This is a genomic window from Olsenella urininfantis (assembly GCF_900155635.1).
Classification (GTDB): Bacteria; Actinomycetota; Coriobacteriia; order Coriobacteriales; family Atopobiaceae; genus Olsenella_G; species Olsenella_G urininfantis.
Genome location: NZ_LT732540.1, coordinates 971,259 through 994,705 on the forward strand (window position 1 = coordinate 971,259; position 23,447 = coordinate 994,705).

The 23,447-nt window shown below is 64.8% G+C and carries 21 protein-coding genes; 6 read left to right on the plus strand and 15 right to left on the minus strand.

Features of this window, described 5'->3' with window-relative positions; translation table 11 throughout:
• Positions 1-21 precede the first annotated feature (21 nt).
• The 4 genes from CZ375_RS04515 to CZ375_RS04530 all read left to right on the plus strand — a co-directional run bounded on the left by CZ375_RS04515 (position 22) and on the right by CZ375_RS04530 (position 3,172).
• Positions 22-684 carry a sortase family protein gene (locus tag CZ375_RS04515; RefSeq protein ID WP_083717853.1) on the plus strand — a complete coding sequence of 221 codons (663 nt, stop codon included), beginning with the start codon at positions 22-24 and terminating at the stop codon, positions 682-684.
• Between the two features lie 106 nt (positions 685-790).
• Positions 791-1,666, plus strand: coding sequence for a substrate-binding domain-containing protein (locus CZ375_RS04520; RefSeq protein WP_077598095.1), 876 nt, complete (start codon positions 791-793; stop codon positions 1,664-1,666).
• A gap of 41 nt (positions 1,667-1,707) precedes the next feature.
• Positions 1,708-2,361, plus strand: a complete 654-nt coding sequence (locus CZ375_RS04525; RefSeq protein WP_077598096.1) for an amino acid ABC transporter permease — start codon at positions 1,708-1,710, stop codon at positions 2,359-2,361.
• A complete protein-coding gene (locus CZ375_RS04530; protein WP_234966863.1) occupies positions 2,354-3,172 on the plus strand; it encodes an amino acid ABC transporter ATP-binding protein in 819 nt (272 codons plus the stop codon). The genes CZ375_RS04525 and CZ375_RS04530 overlap by 8 nt, the downstream gene beginning before the upstream one ends.
• A gap of 85 nt (positions 3,173-3,257) precedes the next feature.
• Here CZ375_RS04530 and CZ375_RS04535 read toward each other — a convergent pair whose 3' ends face one another.
• The 3 genes from CZ375_RS04535 to CZ375_RS04545 are packed head-to-tail and all read right to left on the minus strand — an operon-like array spanning position 3,258 to position 6,768.
• Positions 3,258-4,271, minus strand: coding sequence for an aspartate-semialdehyde dehydrogenase (locus CZ375_RS04535; RefSeq protein WP_077598097.1), 1,014 nt, complete (start codon positions 4,269-4,271; stop codon positions 3,258-3,260).
• 2 nt (positions 4,272-4,273) lie between these two features.
• Positions 4,274-5,635 carry an aspartate kinase gene (locus tag CZ375_RS04540; protein WP_077598098.1) on the minus strand — a complete coding sequence of 454 codons (1,362 nt, stop codon included), beginning with the start codon at positions 5,633-5,635 and terminating at the stop codon, positions 4,274-4,276.
• Entirely contained in the window at positions 5,632-6,768 is a 1,137-nt protein-coding gene (locus CZ375_RS04545; RefSeq protein ID WP_077598099.1) for a homoserine dehydrogenase, read from the minus strand. The genes CZ375_RS04540 and CZ375_RS04545 overlap by 4 nt, the downstream gene beginning before the upstream one ends.
• Positions 6,769-6,873: 105 nt before the next feature.
• Between CZ375_RS04545 and thrC the strand changes: the two genes are divergently transcribed.
• Both thrC and thrB read left to right on the plus strand, forming a co-directional pair.
• Positions 6,874-8,358: a threonine synthase gene (thrC, locus tag CZ375_RS04550; protein ID WP_077598100.1), complete on the plus strand. Its 1,485-nt coding sequence runs from the start codon at positions 6,874-6,876 to the stop codon at positions 8,356-8,358.
• Positions 8,355-9,263 carry a homoserine kinase gene (thrB, locus tag CZ375_RS04555; RefSeq protein ID WP_077598101.1) on the plus strand — a complete coding sequence of 303 codons (909 nt, stop codon included), beginning with the start codon at positions 8,355-8,357 and terminating at the stop codon, positions 9,261-9,263. The genes thrC and thrB overlap by 4 nt, the downstream gene beginning before the upstream one ends.
• Before the next feature lie 195 nt (positions 9,264-9,458).
• Here thrB and CZ375_RS04560 read toward each other — a convergent pair whose 3' ends face one another.
• The 12 genes from CZ375_RS04560 to CZ375_RS04615 all read right to left on the minus strand — a co-directional run bounded on the left by CZ375_RS04560 (position 9,459) and on the right by CZ375_RS04615 (position 23,434).
• Positions 9,459-10,169 (minus strand): ABC transporter ATP-binding protein, encoded by a 711-nt coding sequence (locus CZ375_RS04560; protein WP_077598102.1) that lies wholly within the window; start codon positions 10,167-10,169, stop codon positions 9,459-9,461.
• Positions 10,170-11,027 (minus strand): ABC transporter ATP-binding protein, encoded by an 858-nt coding sequence (locus CZ375_RS04565; RefSeq protein ID WP_077598103.1) that lies wholly within the window; start codon positions 11,025-11,027, stop codon positions 10,170-10,172.
• Positions 11,020-12,147, minus strand: a complete 1,128-nt coding sequence (locus CZ375_RS04570; RefSeq protein WP_077598104.1) for a branched-chain amino acid ABC transporter permease — start codon at positions 12,145-12,147, stop codon at positions 11,020-11,022. Before CZ375_RS04570 ends, CZ375_RS04565 begins: the two co-directional genes overlap by 8 nt.
• A gap of 11 nt (positions 12,148-12,158) precedes the next feature.
• Positions 12,159-13,034 carry a branched-chain amino acid ABC transporter permease gene (locus tag CZ375_RS04575; RefSeq protein WP_077598105.1) on the minus strand — a complete coding sequence of 292 codons (876 nt, stop codon included), beginning with the start codon at positions 13,032-13,034 and terminating at the stop codon, positions 12,159-12,161.
• A gap of 105 nt (positions 13,035-13,139) precedes the next feature.
• Positions 13,140-14,345, minus strand: a complete 1,206-nt coding sequence (locus CZ375_RS04580) for an ABC transporter substrate-binding protein (RefSeq protein WP_077598106.1) — start codon at positions 14,343-14,345, stop codon at positions 13,140-13,142.
• 99 nt (positions 14,346-14,444) lie between these two features.
• A complete protein-coding gene (locus CZ375_RS04585) occupies positions 14,445-14,906 on the minus strand; it encodes a VanZ family protein (RefSeq protein WP_077598107.1) in 462 nt (153 codons plus the stop codon).
• A gap of 2 nt (positions 14,907-14,908) precedes the next feature.
• A complete protein-coding gene (locus tag CZ375_RS04590) occupies positions 14,909-15,967 on the minus strand; it encodes a hypothetical protein (protein ID WP_143803075.1) in 1,059 nt (352 codons plus the stop codon).
• 352 nt (positions 15,968-16,319) lie between these two features.
• Positions 16,320-18,287 carry a transcription termination factor Rho gene (rho, locus tag CZ375_RS04595; protein ID WP_407668499.1) on the minus strand — a complete coding sequence of 656 codons (1,968 nt, stop codon included), beginning with the start codon at positions 18,285-18,287 and terminating at the stop codon, positions 16,320-16,322.
• 294 nt (positions 18,288-18,581) lie between these two features.
• Positions 18,582-20,426, minus strand: a complete 1,845-nt coding sequence (argS, locus tag CZ375_RS04600) for an arginine--tRNA ligase (protein WP_077598110.1) — start codon at positions 20,424-20,426, stop codon at positions 18,582-18,584.
• 109 nt (positions 20,427-20,535) lie between these two features.
• Entirely contained in the window at positions 20,536-22,017 is a 1,482-nt protein-coding gene (locus CZ375_RS04605; protein ID WP_077598111.1) for a nicotinate phosphoribosyltransferase, read from the minus strand.
• Positions 22,018-22,109: 92 nt separating this feature from the next.
• The gene (locus CZ375_RS04610; protein ID WP_077598112.1) at positions 22,110-22,427 is read right to left on the minus strand and encodes a hypothetical protein; all 318 of its coding nucleotides are present in this window, start codon (positions 22,425-22,427) and stop codon (positions 22,110-22,112) included.
• Between the two features lie 56 nt (positions 22,428-22,483).
• Positions 22,484-23,434 carry a radical SAM protein gene (locus CZ375_RS04615; protein WP_234966864.1) on the minus strand — a complete coding sequence of 317 codons (951 nt, stop codon included), beginning with the start codon at positions 23,432-23,434 and terminating at the stop codon, positions 22,484-22,486.
• Positions 23,435-23,447: the final 13 nt, after the last annotated feature.

Here is a 23,447-nt window from a genome sequence, read left to right on the forward strand (position 1 = left end):
TATGCGTCAGAGCGGGTCTCGGTGTCTGAGCTCGAGAGGCTTGCCGCGCAATGCCTTGAAGAGGCAGAGGAGGCGAGCGAGAGGAAGGCCACGCAAAGCGCGCAAGATCGAGACGATTTTGGGGTGGGGTGCACGGGCGTCCATGCCCTTGTCGAGCTGGATGCGCTTGGCCTGTGCCTGCCTGTCTGCCAGGCAAGCCCGGAGGCACCCGACTGGTACTTGAGCCATGACCCCTTGGGCAGGGCCTCCGTCGTGGGTGTCCCCTTCATGGACGACCGCTGTGGAGCACAGTCTGCCCAGGTGATAGTGTATGGCCACCGCCTGGCAGGCACCGATGCCATGTTCACCAGGCTTGCCCCCTGCTGGAGGCAGGAGGAGTTCGACCGACTTCAGGGGAAGTGCCTCAAATGGACGACGACGCAGGGCACGGAGGAGCTTGCGCCCCTCTGCGCCCTCAAGCTGCACGAGGACGACCGCGAGATCCAGGAGCTCGGCATGAGGGGACCGGATGAGCTGAGGGACTGGCTCATGGGGCAATGCAGGAGAGCGGACGCCCTGGCCACAGGCTGGCAAGGGCTGGCTGCCACGGCGGAGCGAGATATTGTCCTCGTTACCTGCAACGCGAGCTTCTCGGGCGCGCCATGGCGCACCGTGGTCATCTTCGTGGGGACCCGGAAAAGTTAACAGATGAATTCCTTTGCCACCAAAGCAGGTTTCTCGTCCTCAAGGACACTCTAGTACGCTAAAGTACTTTAGTACGATAGAGTGACGTACCCAAGGAGGAAACGAAATGAGCAACTTCGACCAGAACCTCAGCCGCAGGCAGCTTCTCAAGGCATCCGCACTTCTCTTCTCGGCACCCGCGCTGGCCGCCCTTGCCGGCTGCACTGGCAAGGCCACTCCCGACGGCCCAGGAGGCACGACAAGCCCCGCATCCTTCAGCGGAAACTTCATCGTAGGCTTTGACCAGGACTTCCCTCCATACGGATATGTGGGGGACGACGGTCAGTTCACGGGATTCGACCTCGACCTTGCCAAGGCGGTCTGCGAGAAGAAGGGTTGGACCTTTACCCCCAGCCCCATTTCCTGGGATGCCAAAGATGGCCTGCTCAACAGCGGGCAAATCACCTGCATCTGGAACGGCTTCACCATCGAGGGCCGCGAGGAGGATTACAGCTTCACCAAGGCCTACATGGAGAACCGCCAGGTTGTCGTCGTGCGTGCGGGCTCGAACATAAGCTCGCTTGGTGACCTCTCGGGCAAGAACGTCATCACCCAGGCGGACTCCGCAGCCTATGACCTGCTGGCGGAGGGAGGCGACCAGGCAAAACTTGGCTCAAGCTTCGCGCAGCTTCAGACTATCGCCGAGTACAACACCGCCTTCATGATGCTCGAGAGCGGGTCGGTGGACGCCGTTGCGGTCGACTACCCCGTTGCCGCCTTTAACATTGGCGACAGAACCGACAAGTTCACCATATTGGAGGAGTCCCTCAACTCCGAGCACTTTGGGGTCGGCTTTGCCAAGAGCGACCAGGGAAGGGAGCTTGCGGAGAAGGTCCAGGCGGCACTCCAGGAGCTGGATGCAGACGGCAGCGTGAAGAAGCTCTGCGAGAAGTACGCTGACCAGGGTGTATCCTACGACCTCTGGGTGCTTCCCAAGGCCTAGGCACAGACCCCCCATCCACCCTCGACGCAAGGCGGTACCCGTTGGATCTCTCTACCATGAGCAGCCTGCTCCTGCAGGGATATGCAACATCCCTGCAGATCTTTGCGATCACGCTCGTGGGAGCCATTCCCCTGGGCGTTCCCATCGCCCTGGGCAGGCTCTCTCGCATCAGACCTCTCTCGCTACTCTGCCAGCTCTTCATCTCCATCATGCGGGGCACCCCGCTCATGCTGCAGATGTTTGCGGTCTTCTTCGTTCCCTACTACATGTTCGGCGTACAGACGGGTCCGGGCTACATGTTCGTGGCAGTCATGCTCGCCTTCGTCGTCAACTATGCAGCATACTTCGCCGAGATCTACCGCTCGGGCATCCAGAGCATGCCACAGGGGCAGTACGAGGCCGCTGAGGTCCTGGGCTACTCCAAGGGGCAGACCTTCCTGCGCATCATCCTGCCCCAGGTGGTCAAGCGCATCCTCCCCTCCATGGGAAATGAGGTGGTCACCCTCGTGAAGGACACCTCGCTCGCCTTCTCCATCGGCCTGGCCGAGATGTTCACTTCGGCGCGCGCCCTGGTGGCCTCCCAGCGCACCATGGTTCCCTTCGTCCTCGCAGCCGTCATCTATTGGATTACCTGCCTGCTCATCGAGCTGGTCATGCGCCGAGTCGAGAAGAGGATGGGCTACTACCATGACTAGGACCGAACTCAGGGGCATACCCCAACCAGACCAGAGCTTCGCCTCCTTCATGGGGCTCCCCGCCGTCTACCTGAGGGGCGCAAAGAAGTCCTTCGGCGAGAAGGAGGTGCTGAGGGACGTCAGCCTCCTCATCAACAAGGGCGAGGTCGTCTCCATCATCGGCCCCTCCGGGGCGGGCAAGTCAACCCTTCTGCGCTGCCTCACCCTTCTGGACCGCTTCGATGCGGGAGAGCTTGCCTACGGCAACGTGTCCGTGGCGAAGCAGGAGGCTGCGCACGCGCTCTACGACGATGCCGCCATGCAGCTGGCCCGCATGCGCTTTGGCATCGTCTTCCAGAACTTCAATCTCTTCCCCCACTACACGGTCATGCAGAACCTGACGGATGCCCCTATGGTGGTGCAGGGCCGGCAGCGCGAGGAGGTTGAGGTACAGGCCAGGGAGCTCATGGAGCGCCTTGGCCTGAGCGAGCACGCAGACAAGGTGCCCTGCGAGCTCTCAGGCGGGCAGCAGCAGCGCGTGGCCATCGCACGGGCCCTTTGCATGAGGCCTCAAATCATCTACTTCGACGAGGCCACTTCGGCGCTTGACCCCCGCCTCACCGCCGACATGCATGCGCTCATCCGCGAGCTCGCGGCTGACGGAATGGCCGTAGGCATCGTCACCCACGAGATGGGCTTCGCCCGCGAGGTGTCTGACAGGGTGCTCTTCCTCTTTGACGGGCAGATCGTCGAAGAGGGCTCTCCCGACCAGGTCATGGAGAGCCCCAAAGACGCTCGCACCCGAGACTTTCTCTCCCGCACGCTCGACTAACCGGGCGACATGCGCCCCAGAGGAAGGGGCGGGGACCCCGGGCGCCACGCGGAGACCCGCCCCTTCCGCAGCTGCGCCTTTGGTCCTAGAGCAGGTGCTCGGCTATCTGGACGGCGTTGGTCGCGGCGCCCTTGCGAATCTGGTCCCCGCAGCACCAGAAGCTGAGGGAGCTCGCGCCCTCGGGGGCGGAGAGGTCTCGCCGCACGCGTCCCACGAGAATCAGGTCCTGGTCGGAGCTGTCAAGCGGCATGGGATACGCGAGCGTCTCCGGGTCGTCCACGAGCTTGACCCCTGGCGCCTGCGCAAGGGCGGCACGGGCCTCCTCCACGCCGATGGGACGCTCGAACTCCACGGTGATGGATTCGGAGTGGGAGCGCATGACGGGGACGCGCACGCAGGTGCAGTTCACCCGCAACTGGGGCAGGTGCATGATCTTGCGGCCCTCGTGGAGCATCTTCAGCTCCTCGGAGGTGTAGCCTCCCTCTCCGAACCCGCCAATCTGGGGGATGAGGTTGTAGGCAAGCTGATGGGCGAAGGGCCCGAACTCTCCCAGCTCCTCTCCCAGGGCAAGTGCGCGCGCCTCTCGCTCAAGCTCCCGGAGGCCCGGCATGCCAGCTCCAGAGGCCGCCTGATAGGTGGAGGCGACAATGCGCTTGACCTGGGCAAGTTTGTGGAGCGGCCAGAGCGGGACCAGCCCGATGATGGTCGCGCAGTTGGGATTGGAGATGATGTTGCGGGGATGGTTGGCTATGTCCTCGGCATTGATCTCGGGGATGACCAGGGGGACGTCCTCGTCCATGCGAAAGGCGTGGGAGTTGTCCACGCAGACGGCGCCGCGGAGGGCGGCCTCGGGGAGAAGCTCCCTCGCCTGCTCGTCACCCGCAGCCCCCAGCACGATGTCAACGCCCTCGAAGGCCTCCGGGGCCGCCTCCCTGACGGGAATCTCCTCCCCCCCGAACCTGACGCGCCTGCCCAACGAGCGTGCGCTCGCCAGGGGAACGAGCCTTCCCACGGGAAAGCCCCTCTCCTCAAGGCACTCGAGCATCTGCGTACCCACGACGCCAGTTGCCCCCAGAATGGCCACGGTCTTCTCTGACATGCTCACTCCCCTCCCTGGCCAGGGGTTGCACCCTCACCAAGAATGGCCATCTCGTTCTCGACGAAGCGGTCGTAGATCACATTGATGGCGCGCTCGAAGTCCTCGTTGTTGACTCCCAGGATGATGGATATCTCCTGGGAGCTCTGGGTGATCATGCGGATGTTGATGCCCTCCTCGCCCAGCGCCCCGAAGACGCGCCCCGAGGTTCCGGCGCGCCTGCTCATGTTGCGGCCGACCACCGAGATGAGGGCGAGCTTGTCAACCACGTTGATGCTGTCGGGCTTGAGCTCGCCGCGCAGGTCGTTCACTATGGAGTAGATGCTGTCCTTCACGTCTGCGCTGCTGACCACCACGCCGAAGGAGTCTACGCCCGTGGGGATGTGCTCCACGGACACGTAGTAACGCTCGAAGATGGACAGCGCCCTGCGCACGAAGCCCACCTCCGTGGACATGTGCGCCTTCTGGACGTGCACGGCCAGGAAGTCCTTCTTGCCTGCTATGCCCGTTATCAGGTGCTCGCTGGCACCTTCCTCGGCACTCTCGCGGATGATGGTCCCACGCTTCTCGGGCTGGTTGGTGTTCTTGATCTGGATGGGGATGCCCACCTCGCGCACCGGGAAGATCGCCTCCTCCTGCAGCACCGAGGCGCCCATGTAGGAGAGCTCTCTCATCTCGTCGAAGGTGATGCGATGGATGGTGCGCGGGCTCTTGACCACGCGCGGGTCTGCCGAGAGGAAGCCCGAGACGTCCGTCCAGTTCTCGTAGAGGTTGGCATCGATGCAGCGGGCGAGGATGGCGCCGGTGATGTCGCCGCCGCCGCGCTGGAAGAGCCTGATGGTACCGTCCACCGTGGCCCCGTAGAACCCCGGCAGGACGAAGCTCCCCAGCCGCTGCACCGCCTCGCGCAGGCGCATCTGGGTGCGCTCGAGGTCAAGGGTGCCGTCATGGTGAAAGACAATGACGTCGGCGGCGTCCAGGAAGGGCTTGCCCAGGTACTCGGCCATGAGCTGCGCCGTGAACCACTCCCCGCGCGAGACTACGTACTCGGGAGAGAGGCTTTGCACCACGGAGGAGAACTCCTCGAACTTCTGGGCGATGGGGTACTTCAGCCCCAGCTCGCGGGCAATCTGGACAAAGCGCTCCTCGATGTCCTTGAGCAGGGAGCTGCAGTCAACGTGATACTCGATGTGCGCGTTCACGAGCAGGAGCAGATCGGTGAGCTTATTGTCCGCCGAGAAGCGCTTCCCGGCGGCAGAGACCACGACGAAGGCTCTGTCGGGATCCGATGCGACTATGGAGCGCACCTTGCGGAACTGCTCGGCGCTGGCGACGCTGGAGCCGCCGAACTTGGCAACCTTGATCACGCCTCCACCTCCGCATCGAGGGCAGCGATGAAGCTTGTGGGGTCGCTGGCGAGCGCCCGCTCGAAGACCTCTCGGGCGGATGAGGCGGTGAGGTCGCGGACCAGGTAGCGATCCTGCCCCAAGGGCTCTCCCAGGGACATGGCGCCACCGCTGCGCAGGACGTAGTCGGCGCGCATGAGCGAGTCGTCGAAGGCAAGCGGGCTGGCGAAGTCATAGCTTGGCCTTCGTCCCGCAGCGTAGTCGAGAATGTCTTGCACCATGGCGTTGCCCGTGGGCAGCATTCCCGCTCCCTGCCCGTAGAACTTGAGCGTCCCCACCGTGGTCGCATCCAGGCTGACCAGGTTGAAGTTTCCGGGTACCTGGGCTTCTGGCGTATGGGACGAAAGCGCGACAGGCCCCACGCAGGCGGCATAGCGGCCGTCTCGCTGGCAGGCACGGCCCAGCAGCTTCACCGTCATGCCGCGACGTGCGAAGAAGTCCATGTCGTCCTTGGTGATGGTCCGAATGCCCGTGGTGGGGATGTCCTTGCGGCAGGCCACGTCGAAGGCGACGCTCGCGGCAATGATGGTCTTGTTCTGGACGTCCGTGCCGTCAACGTCTGCGGAGGGGTCCCTCTCGGCGTACCCCAGCTCCTGGGCCTGGGCCAGGACGTCCGCAAAGTCACGTCCCTCCCGGGACATGGCGTCAAGGATGAAGTTGGTGGTGCCGTTCATGATGCCCGAGAGCGACCGCACCTCGTCTATGCGCCGGACCTTCTCTATGCTGGAGATCCAAGGGATGCCGCCGGCGCAGGTCGCCTCGATGAAGAGGCTGGCGTGGGAGGTCTTCGCCTGGCTCACGAAGTCCTGGAAGTAGGCGGCGACGACGGCCTTGTTGGAGGTCACCACGCCCTTGCCGGCGGCCAGGGCGTCCATGATGTGGCTGTGGGCAGGCTCGAGGCCCCCCATGCACTCCACGACGAGCTCGATGGACTCGTCCTGGAGGATTACATCGAAATCTGAGGTCATGCGCTCGTCGCCCAGGCGTCCAGGCAGCTCCAGAATGCGGGCCACCTCCACGCCCTGCACGCGCTCGCTGACGATCTTGTCAACTCCCTGGCCCACGGTACCGTGGCCAAGCAGGGCAATCTTCATGGCAGTCCAATCTTTCTACTGTGTGACAGGAAAAGGCGGCCCGAAGCCGTGACGCTATCATACGAGACGAACGGAACCGCACGCCCCCAGGCTAGGAGCCCCACCGTGAAAACGTTCTATCACAGCACGCGCGGCAAGGATGACCTCGTAACAAGCAAGCAAGCAATACGGGCGGGCCTGGCTCCGGACGGCGGGCTCTATGTGTCAGACCGACTTGGGGAGGACCGGCTCGACCCTCGCGATCTTGCCGACAGGAGCTTCCATGACAGCGCGCGCTGGGTTCTGGGAAGGCTCCTTGGCGACTACAGCACAGAGGAGATCGACGAGTGCGTACGCGCGGCATACGCGGGAAACTTCGATACGCCTGCCGTGGTGCCGCTCAGCCGCCTGGGACAAGGCTGGCTCCTTGAGCTCCACCATGGCCCCACCTGCGCCTTCAAGGACATCGCCCTGCAGATCCTCCCCCACCTCATGTTGAAGGCGCGCTCGGGGGACGAGGAAGACGTGATGATAGTGACCGCTACCTCGGGAGACACCGGAAAGGCGGCCCTCGCGGGCTTTGCGGGCGTTGCCGGCTGCGGCGTCACCGTCTTCTATCCCGAGGGCAAGGTCTCTGACATACAGCACCTCCAGATGGCGACCCAGGCGGGCTCTAACGTTGCGGTCTGCGGGATAGAGGGGACCTTCGACGACGCGCAGGGACAGGTCAAGCGCATCTTTGCGGACGCGCAGCTGGCACGGCGCCTCGCCGAGAGGAACGTGCGGCTCTCGAGCGCAAACTCCATCAACATAGGGCGCCTCGCCCCCCAGGTGAGCTACTACCTGGATGCCTACGCCCAGCTCCTTCGTGCGGGTGCCATAGCAGCCGGTGACGAGGTTGACTTCTGCGTGCCCACCGGCAACTTCGGCGACGTGCTCGCGGGCTATTTCGCCAAGCGCATGGGACTGCCCGTGGGCAGGCTCATAGTGGCATCCAACAGCAACAAGGTGCTCACGGACTTCATCGGGACCGGCATCTATGATCGTCGCCGAGAGTTCGTGAAGACCATCTCGCCCTCGATGGACATCCTCGTGTCGTCCAACCTGGAACGCCTCCTCTACTATCTGGCGGACGGTGACTGCGAGCAGGTGGCCCGGCTCATGTCCGACCTTGAGGAGAAGGGCTGCTACCGGCTGCCGCAGGCCCTTCACGAGCGCCTGCGCGAGAGCTTCGACGCCGGGTTTGCCTCCGACGAGGAAACGCGCTCGACCATCCGCAGGAGCTGGGAGGACGAGCACGTGCTCATCGACCCTCACACCGCCGTGGCACGCTGCGTGCAGGAGAGAATCGCGGGCGGCGGCCACCAGCGCGTGTGCCTCTCGACGGCAAACCCCTACAAGTTCTCTGCCGACGTGCTCGAGGCGCTGGGCAAGGACCCGCAGGGCGGGGATGGCTTCGCCTGCATGGACCGGCTCCAGGAGCTCACGGGCGTTGGTGCGCCCTCCCAGCTCTCGTTCCTGCGCGACGCGCCCATCCTGCACGACTCCCTGTGCGCCAAGGGCGAGATGACGCACTTCGTGGAACGCGCCTGCGCAAGGGCGTTCAAGTGAGCGCCGGGGTCGGCGGGCTTCTCGTAAGCGTCCCCGCTACCTCGGCGAACGTGGGAGTGGGCTACGACTGCCTGGGACTTGCCCTCGACCTCTTCGCCCGCTTTAGGTTCGAGAGAGCAGACGCGCTTGCCATAGACGGCTGCCCCGAGCGCTTTCGCGGGGCAGACAACCTGGTGTGGACCAGCTACCTCGAAGCCTGCCGTCAGATGTACCAGCGTCCGCTGGGCCTGCACGTCAGCATTGACTCCCCCATCCCCCTCTCGGGTGGCCTGGGCTCGAGCTCCACCTGCGTGGTCGCCGGCGTCATTGCGGCGCAGCTGTTGCATGGGCATCCCCTGGACCAGTCGCGGGTCCTTGACATTGCCACGATCATCGAGGGTCACCCCGACAACGTCGCCCCAGCCGTTCTGGGGGGCCTGGTCAGCTCCTTCACGGACACGCGCAGGACGCGCTCCCTGCGCTTCGACGTCCATGACGAGCTGCGTTTCGTGGCGATTGCGCCTCCCTATGAGGTGAGGACCGCGGACGCTCGCAAGGCCATGCCAACAAGCGTGCCCACCGAGCTCGCCGTCTGGCAGCTGGGACACTGCGTCGCATGCGTCGAGGCGCTGAGAGGCGCGGACATGGAGCTGCTCTCGGCGGCCTGCCAGGACAGGCTGCACGAGCCGCACCGCTCCAAGCTCATCCGCGACTACGAGCCGCTGCGCCGCACGGCCCTGGCGGCAGGGGCGGCGGCCTTCCTCATCAGCGGATCGGGCTCCACCATGCTTGCCGTCTGCAAGGGCGACGACGAGGCGCAGAAGGTTGGCGGCGCCGTCTTGGGCATGGTCGAGAACCATGTCGAGGGGCTATGGGTGCGCACGCTTCGCGCAAGTGCTGCAGGAGCATGCGCGCAGACGGTCTGACGTGCGAGCGTGACGCGTGGTCCCGCGAGGCCTTGGCAGGCGAGCGGACCCAATGCATGGCGAGGGCCCGCCTCTCTCCCCAAACGCGCGCCTGCCCACCTGTGAAACCGCTCCAGGAGGACAGGCGCGCGATGGAGTGACCCGCCTTGCCGCACGAGGCGCATGCGCCCGCCGCATCGAAGCGCGGCGGTAGGCCTACGCGCCGAGGTAGGCCTTGCGGACGTCGTCGTTGTGCAGCAGGTCGGCACCCGTGCCGGTCATGCTGATGGTGCCCGTCTCCAGAACGTAGCCACGGCCAGCGATGGAAAGTGCCATCGAGGCGTTCTGCTCGACCAGCAGGATGGTCGTCCCCTGGCGGTTGAGCTCCTTGATGATGGTGAAGATCTCATCCACCAGTATCGGGGCAAGGCCCATGGAGGGCTCGTCCAGCATGAGCAGGTCGGGCTTGCTCATGAGGGCGCGCCCCATGGCCAGCATCTGCTGCTCGCCACCGGACATGGTGCCAGCAGACTGGCTGACCCTCTCCCTCAGGCGGGGGAAGTGGTCGAACACCAGCCTCATGGTCTCCTCGTTTTCCGCATCACTCCTGGTGTAGCCACCCATGTCGAGGTTCTCCGCCACGCTCATCTGGGTGAACACGCGCCTGCCCTCGGGGCAGAGCGCGAGCCCCCTTTCGACTATCTTGTGGGGGCGAACGCCCACGAGGCTCTGGCCCTTGAAGTCAACCTCTCCGCTGGCAGGACGGATGAGGCCCGAGACGGCGTTGAGAGTTGACGACTTGCCCGCGCCGTTTGCGCCGATGAGCGTGACGATCTCTCCTTCGTTGATCTCGAAGGATATGCCGCGCACGGCCTTGATGGCGCCATACGAGACGCAGAGGTCCCGCACCGAAAGGATGGACGACACCTAGTTCACCCCCTGCTTGCCCAGATAGGCCTCGATGACCCTGGGATCGTTCTGGATCTCGTCCGGCGTGCCCTTGGCGATGATCTTGCCGTAGTCCAGCACGCCCACGACCTCGCAGACGCCCATGACAAGGTTCATGTCATGCTCGATGAGGAGGATGGCGATCTGGAACTCGTCACGAATCTTCTGGATGTTCTCCATGAGCTCTTCGGTCTCGTTGGGGTTCATGCCCGCGGCAGGCTCGTCGAGCAGCAGCACCTTGGGATGCGTCCCAAGCGCACGCAGGATCTCGAGGCGCCTCTGTGCGCCATAGGGCAGGTTGCCCGCCTTGGTCTTGGCAAGGCCCTGCATGTCGAAGATGCCGAGAAGGTCCATTGCCTGGTCGTGGAACTCCGCCTCCTGCCTCCAGTGTCGAGGAAGGCGCAGCATGTCGTGCAGGAGATGGGTGGACATGGAGTTGCCCAGCCCCACGAGCACGTTCTCCTCGACCGTCATCTGGCCGAAGAGGCGAATGTTCTGGAAGGTGCGGGCGATTCCCATCTTGTTGACCTGAACCATGGACTTGCCCGCGGTGTCGTATCCGTCGATGAGAACGGTGCCGCGCGTGGGCTTGTACACATTGGTGAGCAGGTTGAAGATGGTGGTCTTGCCGGCGCCGTTCGGCCCGATGATGCCCGAGATCTCCGTGGGACCCATCGCGATGTTGAAGTCGTCCACGGCGGTCAGCCCACCGAAGTCAATCCCCAGATGCTCCGCCTGGAGCACGGGAATCTGGCCCAGGTCTCGCTCGGGAATGAGGTTGGGGGTCTCCATCTGAACGAGGATGGAGCGCCTGTTCTTGCTGCCTTCGTTAGGCATCGGCTCGCACCTCCCCACCCTTCTGCTTCTTCCAGGGCAGGTCCCCGTTACGGAAGCGATCGACCCAGGAGGTCAGGGAGAAGTCATAGGTCCCCATGAGGCCCTGGGGACGGAAGATCATGACAACGATGAGCACCACGGCATAGGCGAGCGTGCGGTAGTCGGCAAAGGCGCGCAGGGCCTCGGGGAGAATGGTGAGCACGGTGGCGGAGAGCACCGAGCCGAGCATGGAACCCATGCCGCCGAGTACCACCATGACCAGAACCTCTACGGACTTCATGAAGCCGAACTTGGCAGGGGCCATGACGCCGATGCAGCCCGCGTACAGCCCGCCGGCAATGCCCGCGAAGAACGCGGAGACAACGAAGGCAAGGGTCTTGTAGTAGGTGGTGTTGACGCCCGTTGCCTCAGCGGCTATCTCGTTGTCACGAATGGCCAGGATGGCGCGGCCATGGCGCGACTTCATCATGGTGTGGATCAGGAAGAGCGAGATGGCCACCACGACGAACGTGTTGAGGAAGCTGGTGTAGGCGGGGATGCCCGTAAGGCCCTTGGCGCCGCCCGTCAGGTCGACTCCCAGGAGGCCGTCGACGTTGAGCATGACCACACGGATGATCTCGGCGAAGCCAAGGGTGATTATGGCAAGGTAGTCGCCCTTGAGCCGCAGGGCGGGAATGCCTATGACCAGGCCACAGAGCGCTGCCATGGCGCCGCCGAAGAGCAGCCCGCAGACGAAGAGCGCGAGCGCCGCGGGAGTGGGAGCCGCGAAGTCGCGCAGCGCGATGCCAAACACCGGCTGCAGGCGCATGATGAGGATCGCGCAGGAGTAGCCGCCCACCGACATGAAGCCGGCATGCCCCAGCGGAAGCTGCCCCAAATAGCCCGTAGCGATGTTGAGCGAGACTGCCATGATGACGTAGATGCCTATCTGCTCCAGGACCGAGGTCTGGTAGCGGCTGATGGAGCCGCCATCTATCAGGAGCTCCCCCACCACCAGGAAGGCCAGGACCAGGGCGGCATTGATGGCATAGCGCACAGGCATGGGAAGCGGCCTGCGGCCCCTCCTGCCCCCTGCGCCCAGCGAGATGTACGGTTTGGGATCACGTGTCTCCTTGACCATTGGCGTACCCCCTATACCTTCTCGCTCATGGTGCGACCGAGGATGCCCGTGGGCTTGACGATCAGCACGATTATCAGAAGCAGAAACACGACGGCGTCCTTCCAGACGGAAAGGCCTATCGCCGAGACGAGCACCTCGGCGAAGCCCACCAGAAGGCCTCCGATGACGGCGCCGGGGATTGAGCCGATGCCGCCGAGCACCGCCGCCACGAAGGCCTTGGTGCCCAGCATGACCCCCATGGTGGGAGTTGCCTGAGAGTACGCCATGCAATAGAGGACGGCCCCTATGCCCGCCAGCGCGGAGCCCATGGCGAAGGTGAAGGAGATGGTGGTGTTGACGTTGATGCCCATGAGGCGCGCCGCGCCCATGTCCTCAGAAACCGCGCGCATGGCCTTGCCCAGCTTGGTCCTCTGGACGAGGAAGCTCAGCACGGCCGTGGAGACGGCGGTAACCGCGACGGTGAGCAGGGCTATGGGAGAGAGCTGCAGGCTTGCCACGTTGATGGAGGTGGTGTCGATGAAGCTGGGGACCACCTTTGCGTCAGCGCCAAAGACGAGCTGCGCCCCGTTCTCCAGGAGGTACGAGACGCCAATGGCCGTGATGAGGATGGACAGGCGCGGGGCGTTGCGCAGGGGCGCATAGGCGACCTTGTCGATCAGGACGCCCAGCAGCGTGCATCCCAGCACGGAGAGCAGGACCGCAAGGACGGGGCTCAGTCCCAGCTGGGACATGACTATCCACGAGATGTAGGCACCAATCATGATGATGTCGCCATGCGCGAAGTTGAGCAAAAGGATGATGCCGTACACCATCGTGTAGCCCAAGGCGACGAGCGCATAGATGCTGCCCAGCTGCAGGCCGTTGAGCAGCTGCGTCAGAAAGGTCACTTGCAAACACTTCCTCTCTTGGGAAGAAAAGCCAAACGCGCAGGTAAGGAGGGGGCGCCGAGAGGGTGTGGCCCCCGGCGCCCCAATCGCTGCCGTAGCAGGGGGCTAGTCGGCTTCGATGGTGTCGAAGACCTTCTGAGACCCGCCCTCGAAGGTGATGACCAGCGTGGGCTTCACGGGATCGCCCGTGCCGTTGTACTTGATGCTGCCAGTGACGCCCTCGACCTTGCCGCTGGCGATGGCATCCACCACCGCCTGCCTGTAGTCGTCGCTTCCGGCCTCGGTGGCGCCCGCCTGCTCGACGGTCTCGATGGCGCTCAGCATGACCATGGCGGCGTCATAGCCCAGGGCGCAGAAGTTGGTGGGGGCGCTGCCGTACTCGGCCTCGTAGTCCTTGATGAACTGCTGGACCTTATCGCTCTCGTCCTCGCTGATGAAGGAGCAGTCGTAGAAGCAGCCCTCGAGGTCGGCTGCCGAGGCGTACTCCTCCTTGCCGCCCACGATGTTGGACCAACCGTCGGCACCCAGGAAGACGCCCTTGTAGCCGAGGGCGCGGGCCTGGGTCACGATCTTGCCATCGTCCTGATAGTAGTTTGGCGAGAGGATCGCGTCGGGGTTTGTCGAGATGATGGAGGTGAGCGGCGCGTTGAAGTCGACGTCGCCCGAGGCGTAGGCCTGCTGGGTCGTGATGGTGATGCCCTTTGCGGAAGCCTCCTTGACGAAGGCGTCGTTCACGCCCGCCTCATAGTCGCCGCCAGAGTTATAGATGGTGCCAACGGTCTTGTAGCCCCGTGAGGCGGCGAAGTCCGCCATCAGCTTGCCCTGGTAGGGGTCGGTGATGCAGGCGCGGAAGGCGTTGGGGCCAAAGGCGATGAAGTCTGCCGCGGTTGCGGAGGCAGAGACCAGCGGCATGTTGTCCGCGACGGAGGCCTGCGCGACGGCGATGGAGGGGGTGGAGGTGACGTCACCGATGATGCCGACGACGCCCTCCTCGGCCATCTTGTTGTAGGCGTTCACCGCCTCGGTGGCGTCGCCCTTCTCGTCCTGGATGCTCAGCTCCACCTGCTTGCCGTTGATACCGCCGGCAGCGTTGACCTGCTTGACGTAGAGCTCGGCTCCGTTGCGCACGGCAAGGCCGTACTGGGCGAGGTCGCCAGAATAGGGTCCCATGACGCCCACCTTGATGGAAGAGCCCCCAGCGGAGGAAGAGGACTTTCCGCCGCAGGCAGTAATTAGGGAAGCACCACCGAATCCGGCGGCAGTAATGCCGCTGAGCTTCACGAATTGACGCCTACTGATTGAGCTAGCCATTTCACCCTCCCTGGGGTCTGAGCGCCGACCGCCCTTCGGTCAGCGGATGCTATGAGACTATAGGCGGCAACTGGCTTTTCAGGGAGAAGGGAACATTACTTATTGTTCTGTTAACACTGTTGACCGGCGAGTAACAATTCTGCGCCAGGCCACGGCAACAAGAAGCCCCAGAAGCATGCCGGCAAGGTCGAGGACAACGTCGCCCAGCATGCCCGAGCGCCCGGGGACCAGCAGCTGCAGGGCCTCGTCCACAACGGGGACGAGGAAGAAGGCGGCGCGTGAGGCCATGCGCGGCGGCGACGCGGGCCCGCCCACGAGCCCACCCAGCACGGCATACTCAAAAAGGTGAGCGAGCTTCCTCACCACAAGGGTCATGAGTCGGACCTCCGCCACTCCCAGAAGAGAGAAGGCCGGGAGGGCAAGCTCTGCCACCTTGTCGCTCCCGAGGGTCGAGACTCCCCCGGGCACCAGGGAGTTTCCCCATATGAAGCAGGCCCACAGCAGGCAGGGCACAAGGTCTCTGTGATCGCGTGCCAGGTGCCGCGGCCAGTGGCAGCCCATCTCTAGGCCTGCCTCGCCTCGCGCAGGTCAAGCGGGGGCGCCATGTGCTTGGGACGATAGGGCTCCTTGGGGTCACGTCCCCTCTTGACCTTGAGCGAGGCAGTGGACTTGATGGCCTGGGAGCCTCCCTCGATCACATGGAGATAGTTTCGTGAGCTGCGACGCGCCGCCTGGGAGGAGTTGCGAGAGAACTCCTCGCTGATGAGGTAGTCCACGTAGGTCTCGGTGTCAACTACCTCTGGATGCCCCGCGGGCGCCTTGAACGGGATGAACCTGGTGGGCTGCGCCATCCGCTCGCTGGCGGAGGAGGCGTCAGACTCGCTCGCCGCCGCGACGAACACGGGAGCCGCCTGGGCCTGCTCGATCCTCTCGCTCATGGCGGCAAGGGCCTCTTCCCAGACGTCCTTGTGGTCAAGGTCCACGGCACTGCGGCGCTCGGGGTAGACTCCCTGGTCAACCTCGGCGACGCTGCGAGCGATTATGGCCGCCCTGGAGCGCGCGCGAGCGGAAGGCCTGGGGGTGGCCGAGGCCTGCTTCGAGGTGGCGGGACGGGACATGCCCTCCATCCAGCTCGGGACCTCAAGGGCGTCAATGGGAGGAACGCGGGCATCGAGGTCCCCCACGGCTCGCACGGACTGGCTCAGGCGGGCGTTCCACCAGCTCGTCCCCACGTCGCCCACGCTGCCATCCGCCCTCTCGATGATGGGAAGGCCCTCAAAGCGGTCCGTCCCCAGGCGCTCCGCCAGGACGTCCCTGACGCCACGCGCACGAGCGGCGAGCTTCTCCTGCCAGGACCCATGACGCACGTAGTTCTCGGCGATGTCCTCGTAGTCCAAAGCCACATGGCTGGCTGGCGTGGCGTCTGGGGCCCACGGGACGGCGGTGGCCCCCACGGCAGCAGAGCCGTCATCGACATCATCCGCCTCGTGGCGCATGACAAGGGCGCAGGCAAGGGTGGTTGCCAGGCCTCCCGCAAGGGCGCCGGCAAGGAAGGGCAAAGGACCAGCGGCAAAGATGGTCTCGGTGAGAGAGCGTGCCTGCGCGGTCTGGGGTGACAGCATCAGGGTCGCCGCCATAAGCCCCGCGTAAACGGCTGGGTTGTGCCTCTGCCGTCCCTCCATCACAGAACACCTCCAACGCACGGGCTGGGGCACGCCATGCCGTCACAGGAGGAGATCCGCATTGTGCGGAGCACGACGCAGCCTTGCTGCGCGTGGGAACAACGGCGGGGTTCGTCTCATCTGCATGTGCCGTCATGATTTGTGCCCGAGCCAGAATCCACTCAGACAGCTTTGATGGTATCTCTTCCGCAGCCGAATGCAAGACGACACGAGTCAATTCCCTCGCAAAAGAGGGGGGGTGCGCCCGCCTGCACGACGTGCGCACCCCCCAATAGGCCCCTTGCCTGGAAGGCTATGCCATGTACTCGTTCTGCTGGGCCTTCTTTGCCGAGCGGATGAGGAACTCCTCGTTGTCCTTCGTGGCACGCAATCCCTTGACCAGGGCGCTTGCGGCGCGCTCTGTGTTGTTCATGTTTGCGAGGACGCGCCGGATGCCCCAAATGAAGGGCTGCAGCTCCGCATCTATGAGAAGGTCCTCGTTGCGCGTGCCCGAGGCGACCGGGTCGATGGCAGGGAAGATGCGCCTGTCCGCAAGGTCCCGGTCCAGCTTGAGCTCCATGTTGCCCGTGCCCTTGAACTCCTCGAAGATGACCTCGTCCATCTTCGAGCCGGTATCCACCAGGGCGGATGCCAGGATGGTCAGAGACCCCCCGCCCTCGATGTTGCGTGCGGCGCCCAGGAACTTCTTAGGCGGGTAGAGGGCCGCGGAGTCAACGCCACCAGAGAGGATGCGACCACTGGCAGGCTGGGCCAGGTTGTAGGCGCGTGCGAGGCGCGTGATGGAGTCAAGCACCACCACCACGTCCTCGCCCATCTCGACGAGGCGCTTGGCATGCTCTATCACGAGCTCCGCAACGGCGGTGTGGTTGTCTGCAGGCATGTCGAAGGTCGAGGCAACCACCTCTCCCCGGATGGACCGCTCCATGTCCGTGACCTCCTCGGGACGCTCGTCCACGAGCAGGCAGAAGAGGTGCACCTCGGGGTTGTTTGTGGCAATGGACTGGCAGATCTTCTTGAGGACGGTCGTCTTTCCCGCCTTCGGAGGCGAGACTATGAGGCCGCGCTGGCCCTTTCCGATGGGCGCCACCAGGTCGATCGCGCGGCCGGTGATGGAGTCCTTCCCGTGCTCCATCACAAGGCGGACGTTGGGATAGATGGGCGTGAGGTCACGGAAGCGCGGACGGCCGCGCATCTCCTCGGGTGGGCGGCCGTTGATGCTGTCGACCTTCTGGAGCGGGGGGAACTTGCTGTTGCTGGAGCGAGCTGGGCCCACGCTACCAGAGATCTTGTCGCCCGCCCGAAGCGCATAGTGGCGAATGAGCTGCTGGTGCACGAAGGCGTCGGACTCGCCGCTCATGTAGTTTCCGGTACGCAGGAAGGCGTAGCCCTCGCTCTGGATGTCCAGGACGCCCTCGACGCGACGGAAGCCCTCGGCCTGGGCGGCGGCAAGGTAGACGGTCTCGACAAGGTCCTTCTTGCGCACCCCCACGTACTCGACCTTGAGCTCGGCCGCCTTTGAGCGCAGGTCTGCCACCTTCATGGCCTGGAGCTCATCGCGACTGAGGCTGGGCTCCAGGGCCTGCTCCGCCTGGTTGCCACGGCGGTTGCGGCGGTTGCGCTGGTTTCGGTTGTTGCGCTGGCTGGCACCGGAGGAGGCCCCGGCATACGCTCCGGTGCGCTCACGGCGAGAGTTGCGCCTCCTCCCGTCCTGCTGGCGGGAATCCTCGGAAGCATCCTGGCTGGCTGGCGAGGCAAGGACGTCGCGCTTGGGGATGTCATGCTCGTGCTGTGCGACCTCGGCCTCCCGGGACGTGCCCTCCTTGGGAGGCGCGGCCTGGGCCTGGGTGCCAGGATCCTGCGCGGCGGCCTCCTCGACGAGCTCGGACTTCTTGCGCCTGCCACGACGCCTGGGGGCGGCGGGGAGCTCCTCTGCGGAGAGAGTGGTCTGGGGAGGGGCGCTGGGCACCGAGGATGCCCTGGTTGCCTCCTGCACGGTCCTGTTCAGCGCCTCGAGGTCAAGGGCGGCCTGGGCAGAGAGCTGATCGGCCTTGCGGGGGCGCCCGCGGCGGCGCTTCACGGGAGGCTCGGCTGCCGCCTCAGGGACAGCGGCCGGGGCCACCACCGCTTCCGGGGAAGGCTCCTCCGCCTTCGTGGCCCTTCTGCGCCTCTTTGGCTTGGGGGCCTCGTCTGTTGAGGGGGTCTCCATGGGCTGGATCCTTGCCTCCTGGTCTGTTTCTTCTGCCATGCACTCGCCTTTCACGAAGCATCAGGACCTGTCTCGCGGCACGGAAGGAACGGGGGACGGGAAACCGCGGGGAATGCTCTCAAAGAGGTATTCCAGGGCAATGGCGCCCTAGTCACAGGCATGTATGTGGATGCGTTCTGGGTTCGGGGGGATTGGGCGACGCATGGGCAGCGACGCCATCACATGCTGTTGACTATAGGCGTTGTCGCAGGTGAGCGCAAGTGGGAACAGGGGAACAATCGTTGCGCCCAAACAAAAAAGCCCTCCCGAGACGACCTCGGGAGGGCCAGCGAATGCTGCGTGGTTGTGCTACATGACCTCTGGGGCAGACACACCGATGAGGGCGAGGGCGACCTCGAGGTTCACGCGAACCGCATCGCAGGCGGCGAGGCGTGCGCGGGAGAGCTCCTCGTCCACGGGACGCCCCTCGCTGGGGAGCACCTGGCAGTTGGCGTAGAAGCAATGGTAGGCGCTGGCAAGCTCCTCCACGAAGTGGGTGATGCGGAAGGGCGCGCGGTCGCGGGCGGCACCGGCAATGAGGTCGGGGAACTCGGAGAGCTTGCGGGCGAGCGCCGCCTCGGCGGGATCGCTCAGGAGCGAGAGGTCGTAGCCATCGCCGATCGCGCGCGCGGCCACAGCGCCCATGCCCATCTCCTTGGCCTGCTCCTCGCTCACGCCTGCGGCGCGGCGCAGCAGCGAGCAGATGCGGGCATGGGCGTACTGGACGTAGTAGACGGGGTTGGCGTTGGACTTCTCCTTTACCGCCTCGATGTCGAAGTCGATGGTCTGGTTGGATGACTTGGAGACGAGGGTGTAGCGCGTGGCATCGACGCCCACCTCGTCGATGAGCTCCTGGAAGCTCACCATGGTGCCCTTGCGCTTGGACATGCGGACGGGCTCGCCGTTGCGCAGCAGGTTCACGAACTGGCCAAGGTCTACCTCGAACTGGCCAGGATAGCCAAGGGCGTCGCAGACGTTGGTGACGCGCGCGATGTAACCGTGGTGATCCGCCCCCCACAGGTCGATCGAGTAGTCATCGCGCTGGAACTTATCCCAGTGGTAGGCAACGTCGGAGGCGAAGTAGGTGTACTCGCCGTTGCTCTTGATAAGGACGCGGTCCTTGTCATCGCCAAAGGTGGTGGAGCGGAACCACAGGGCGCCGTCATCGGTCCTGTAGAGATGGCCCATGGCCTCGAGCTTGGCGAAGGCGCGGTCAACGGGGGAGGTGCCGGACTCGTCCTTCACGTAGAGGGAGCGCTCGGAGAACCAGAGGTCGAACTCGCAGCGCACCTGGGTGCAGGTGGCCTTGATGCGAGCGAGCATCGCCTGATAGGCGCGCTCGCGGAACTCGTCGGCGCGCTCCTGCGCCCCGACAGAGACCCACTTGTCGCCAAACTCCGCGTAGAAGTCGCGGGCGATGTCGATGATGTAGTCGCCGCCATAGGAGTTGCCGCCCAGGACCTCGTTGAAGGAGTCCATGTAGGGGTGGCTCTCGGGGCGCTCGTCGTCCTCGTCCTCCACGTAGTTCTCGCGGTCGGCGAGAAGGGCGGCATGGGCGGCATCGAGGTCAACGCCGTCCTTCTCCATGACCTCCGCGAGCTGGAGGTAGCGCGTGGCGACCGATCCGCCGAAGACGTCCATCTGAGAGCCGTGATCGTTGATGTAGTACTCGCGGTCCACCTTGTAGTTCGCGAAGTCAAGGACGTTGCACATGGAGTCGCCCAGAGCCGCCCAGCGGCCGTGGCCGACATGCAGGGGGCCAGTGGGGTTGGCCGAGATGAACTCGTAGTTGAGCTTGAGTCCGTTACCCACGTTGCAACGTCCCCAGTCGCTACCCGCCTCGCGAACGGCGCGGAAGACCTCATTGTGCGCGGAGGTGCTCAGGTAGAAGTTGATGAAGCCGGGGCCGGCCACCTCGACCTTGGCGACGGAGGCGTCCTCGGACATGTGCGCGACGATTGCCTGCGCGATCTTGGCGGGAGCCATGTGGGCGAGACGGGCGGAGCGCATGGCGACGGTAGAGGACCAGTCACCGTTGGAGGTGTCTGCCGGGCGCTCCACGCCGCAGTCCTCAATCTCGAAATCCGGCAAATCGCCGGCTGCCTGGGCAGCGGCAATGGCCTGCTTGACAAGCTCCTCGATCTTCTCGGGCATGCTCTCTCCTTCGCACTTGGTACGGATTGCGCTCTGCGCGTTTCAGACGAGTCTAGCAGAGCGCACTTTTCTTCTTGCAGAACTTGGCAAAAGGAAACAAGTTCACTCGTTATCCGCGACGTGAGCCGCCACGCTCCCTGCGGGCGAGGTCCCGGCGCAGGTCTGCCAGGCCAGCCTCGAGGCCCACGGGATAGATCTGCGGGTTGAGGAAGCGCCTCACCGCAGGGTCAAGGAGCATCAGGGACTCGCGGCAGCGCGTGCGGGACTCCTCTATGCGCGCCGGCTCCCCCACGCGCTCGCCTGCCCGCACGATGCACTCGAGGAGCTCGCGCGACTGAAGGCCCTCGAGGTCATAGCTCACCAGGTCGTCCACGGCGTCAACCATGTGGGAGAGGTCTCCCGTGGCGTAGGCGTCATCCACGATCATGTCGCCCACGGGACAGCCCGAGGCGTCGAAGAAGCGCCTGACGTGCTGCACGCCGGGAATGGTGCGCTTGTACGCCATCTCGGAGAGCTTCATGACCCCCTCCCAGGGCGCATCGTCGCCGAGGCGCGTGGCGGAGAGCTTGTACACGCCGCCCAGGGAGGGCTGGGGATCGCAGGTGGCGAGCTTCGTGCCGACGCCGAAGGAGTCGATGGGTGCACCCTGGGCGAAGAGGGACTGGATGGTGTACTCGTCCAGGTCGTTGGAGACGGAGATCTTCACATAGGGCAGGCCCGCCGCGTCAAAGGCCTCGCGGGTCTCCTTGGACAGCTTGGCCAGGTCGCCCGAGTCTATGCGGACCGCAGCGAGGTGCTCCCCTGCCTCCTCCATCTCCCTGGCGATGGTGATGGCGTGCGCTATGCCCTGGTGGACGTCATAGGTGTCGAGCAGCAGCACGCAGTTCTTGGGGCTCGAGAGGGCAAAGGCGCGAAATGCCTCGAGCTCGCTGGGGAACGCCATGACCCAGGAATGGGCGTGGGTGCCAAAGACGGGGATGCCATACATCTTCCCCGCCAGGACGTTCGACGTAGAGGTGGCGCCCCCTATGTAGGAGGCGCGGGCGACGGCCAGCCCCCCATCGGGGCCTTGGGCACGCCTCAGGCCGAAGTCGGAGACCGGATGCCCCTCTGCCGCATGAACCACGCGCGAGGCCTTCGTGGCCACGAGAGTCTGGAAGTTGACCAGATTGAGCAGGGCGGTCTCGAGCAGCTGGCAATCGATGAGAGGACCCTCCACGCGCACCATGGGCTCGCGCGGGAAGACGAGCTCTCCCTCGGGGACCGCCCACACCGTGACGTTCATGCGAAAGTGGCGCAGGTGATCGAGGAAGTCCGGCTTGAACAGCGAGCCGCCGCCCGGAGCCTCTATGCCCGAGAGGTAGCCTATGGCCTCCTTGTCGAAAACGTAGTTCTCCACCAGGTCAGCGATCTGGCCCATGCCGCAGGCGATGGCATAGCCCCCGCCGAAGGGGTTGTCGCGGAAGAAGACGTTGAAGCAGCCCTGGACATCTGCCTGCCCGGACTCCCAGAACCCCTGGGCCATGGTGAGCTCGTAGAGGTCGGTGTTGAGTGCGACGTCGCTTGTTTTGGTGCCATCTGTCAGTGCCATGCGATGCATCTCCTCGAAGAGTGGGGTATTCCATGATTCGCCTGACGTCTGCGGCGCAGCATGACCCTGCGCCGCGTACCCGCCCGCGGTCGCTAGCGCGTGAGCGCCATCACCATGGCGGCAATGACCGCGATTGCCAGCACCGCCACGAGGACGACCTTCTGGCCCACCGGCATCTTGAGGTCGTCCTCGTCCGGCTCCATGAGCCTGGCGTTGCGGTCTCTGAGCTCCTGGATGCGCCTGGACTCCTGCGTCTCGCGCTCGTCCTTCGCGCGCTGGGCCCTCAGGCGGTCGAGCTCGGCTCGCTCCTGCCGAGCCATGGCGGCCTCTTCTCGGCGCCTCTTCTCGGCGCGCAGCTCCTCAAGCTCCGCGCGCTCCTCGTCACTGAGTCCTGCCGGGTCGACGCCCATGCGTGGCTCCCCTCCGTCGTCGGGATGGTCGGGGCTCGTCGGATGCCCCAAGACTGCTACCTTCGAGTATCCCCCAAATCAGGCCCGTCGACTCCCGTGGCGTCGAAGGCGGGGACGAAGCTCTCCGAGACGGTGCCGCCCTGCTGCCACCAGAGCTGCTCGAAGCCGAGGTCGTCCGCGTGATCGAGCACCTCCTCGTACTCTTCGTCGGTAAGGGCACGGGCGAGGTCGCCGCCCTTGGCAAGGCAGCGGGAGTTGGGCGTGTACTGGTTCATGACCGAGAGGTCCACCTCGTTGCCGCAGAGCTCCCAAACCAGGTCGAGGACAGCGCAGGAGTCGGCCACCTCGCCCGGGAGCACCAGGTGTCGGACGATGATGCCCGCCTGCATGGAACCATCCTCGGCCAGCCTTCGTCCCCCATGCGCCCTGAGCGCGCCGAGCATTTGCCTCAGGGCAGCTGCCGCCACCTCCGGATAGTCCCTCGCCGCCGAGAGGCGTGCCGCAAGGCCCGGCGAGGCGTACTTGAAGTCGGTGAGCCACACGTCCACCAGATCAGAAAGCTCATCCACGAGCTCTGGCCTCTCGTAGCCGGAGGTGTTGCACACGATGGGCAGCGCAAGCCCCGCCTCGCGCGCCAGCCCTATGGCCTCGCGCACGTGTGGGACGAAGTGCAGGGCGGTGACCAGGTTTATGTTGAGGGCACCCCTCTCCTGCAGCTCCAGCATCATCCTCGCCAGACGAGAGGCGCTCACCTCAAGCCCGAAGCCCTCCTGTGAGATCTCGTGATTCTGGCAGAAGACGCAGCGAAGGGGGCAGCCGGAGAAGAAGATGGCGCCCGAGCCTCCCTCGCCCGATATGGGCGGCTCCTCCCAATGGTGCAGCGCCGAGCGGGCGGCACGAAGCGTGGCGGTGGCGCCACAGAGGCCAGGCATCCCCTCAAGGCGTCTGGCGCCACAGCGCCGGGGGCAAAGCTCGCAGCGTGCGTATGCCGAAGGACCGATGTCCAAGCTGGCTCCTCAT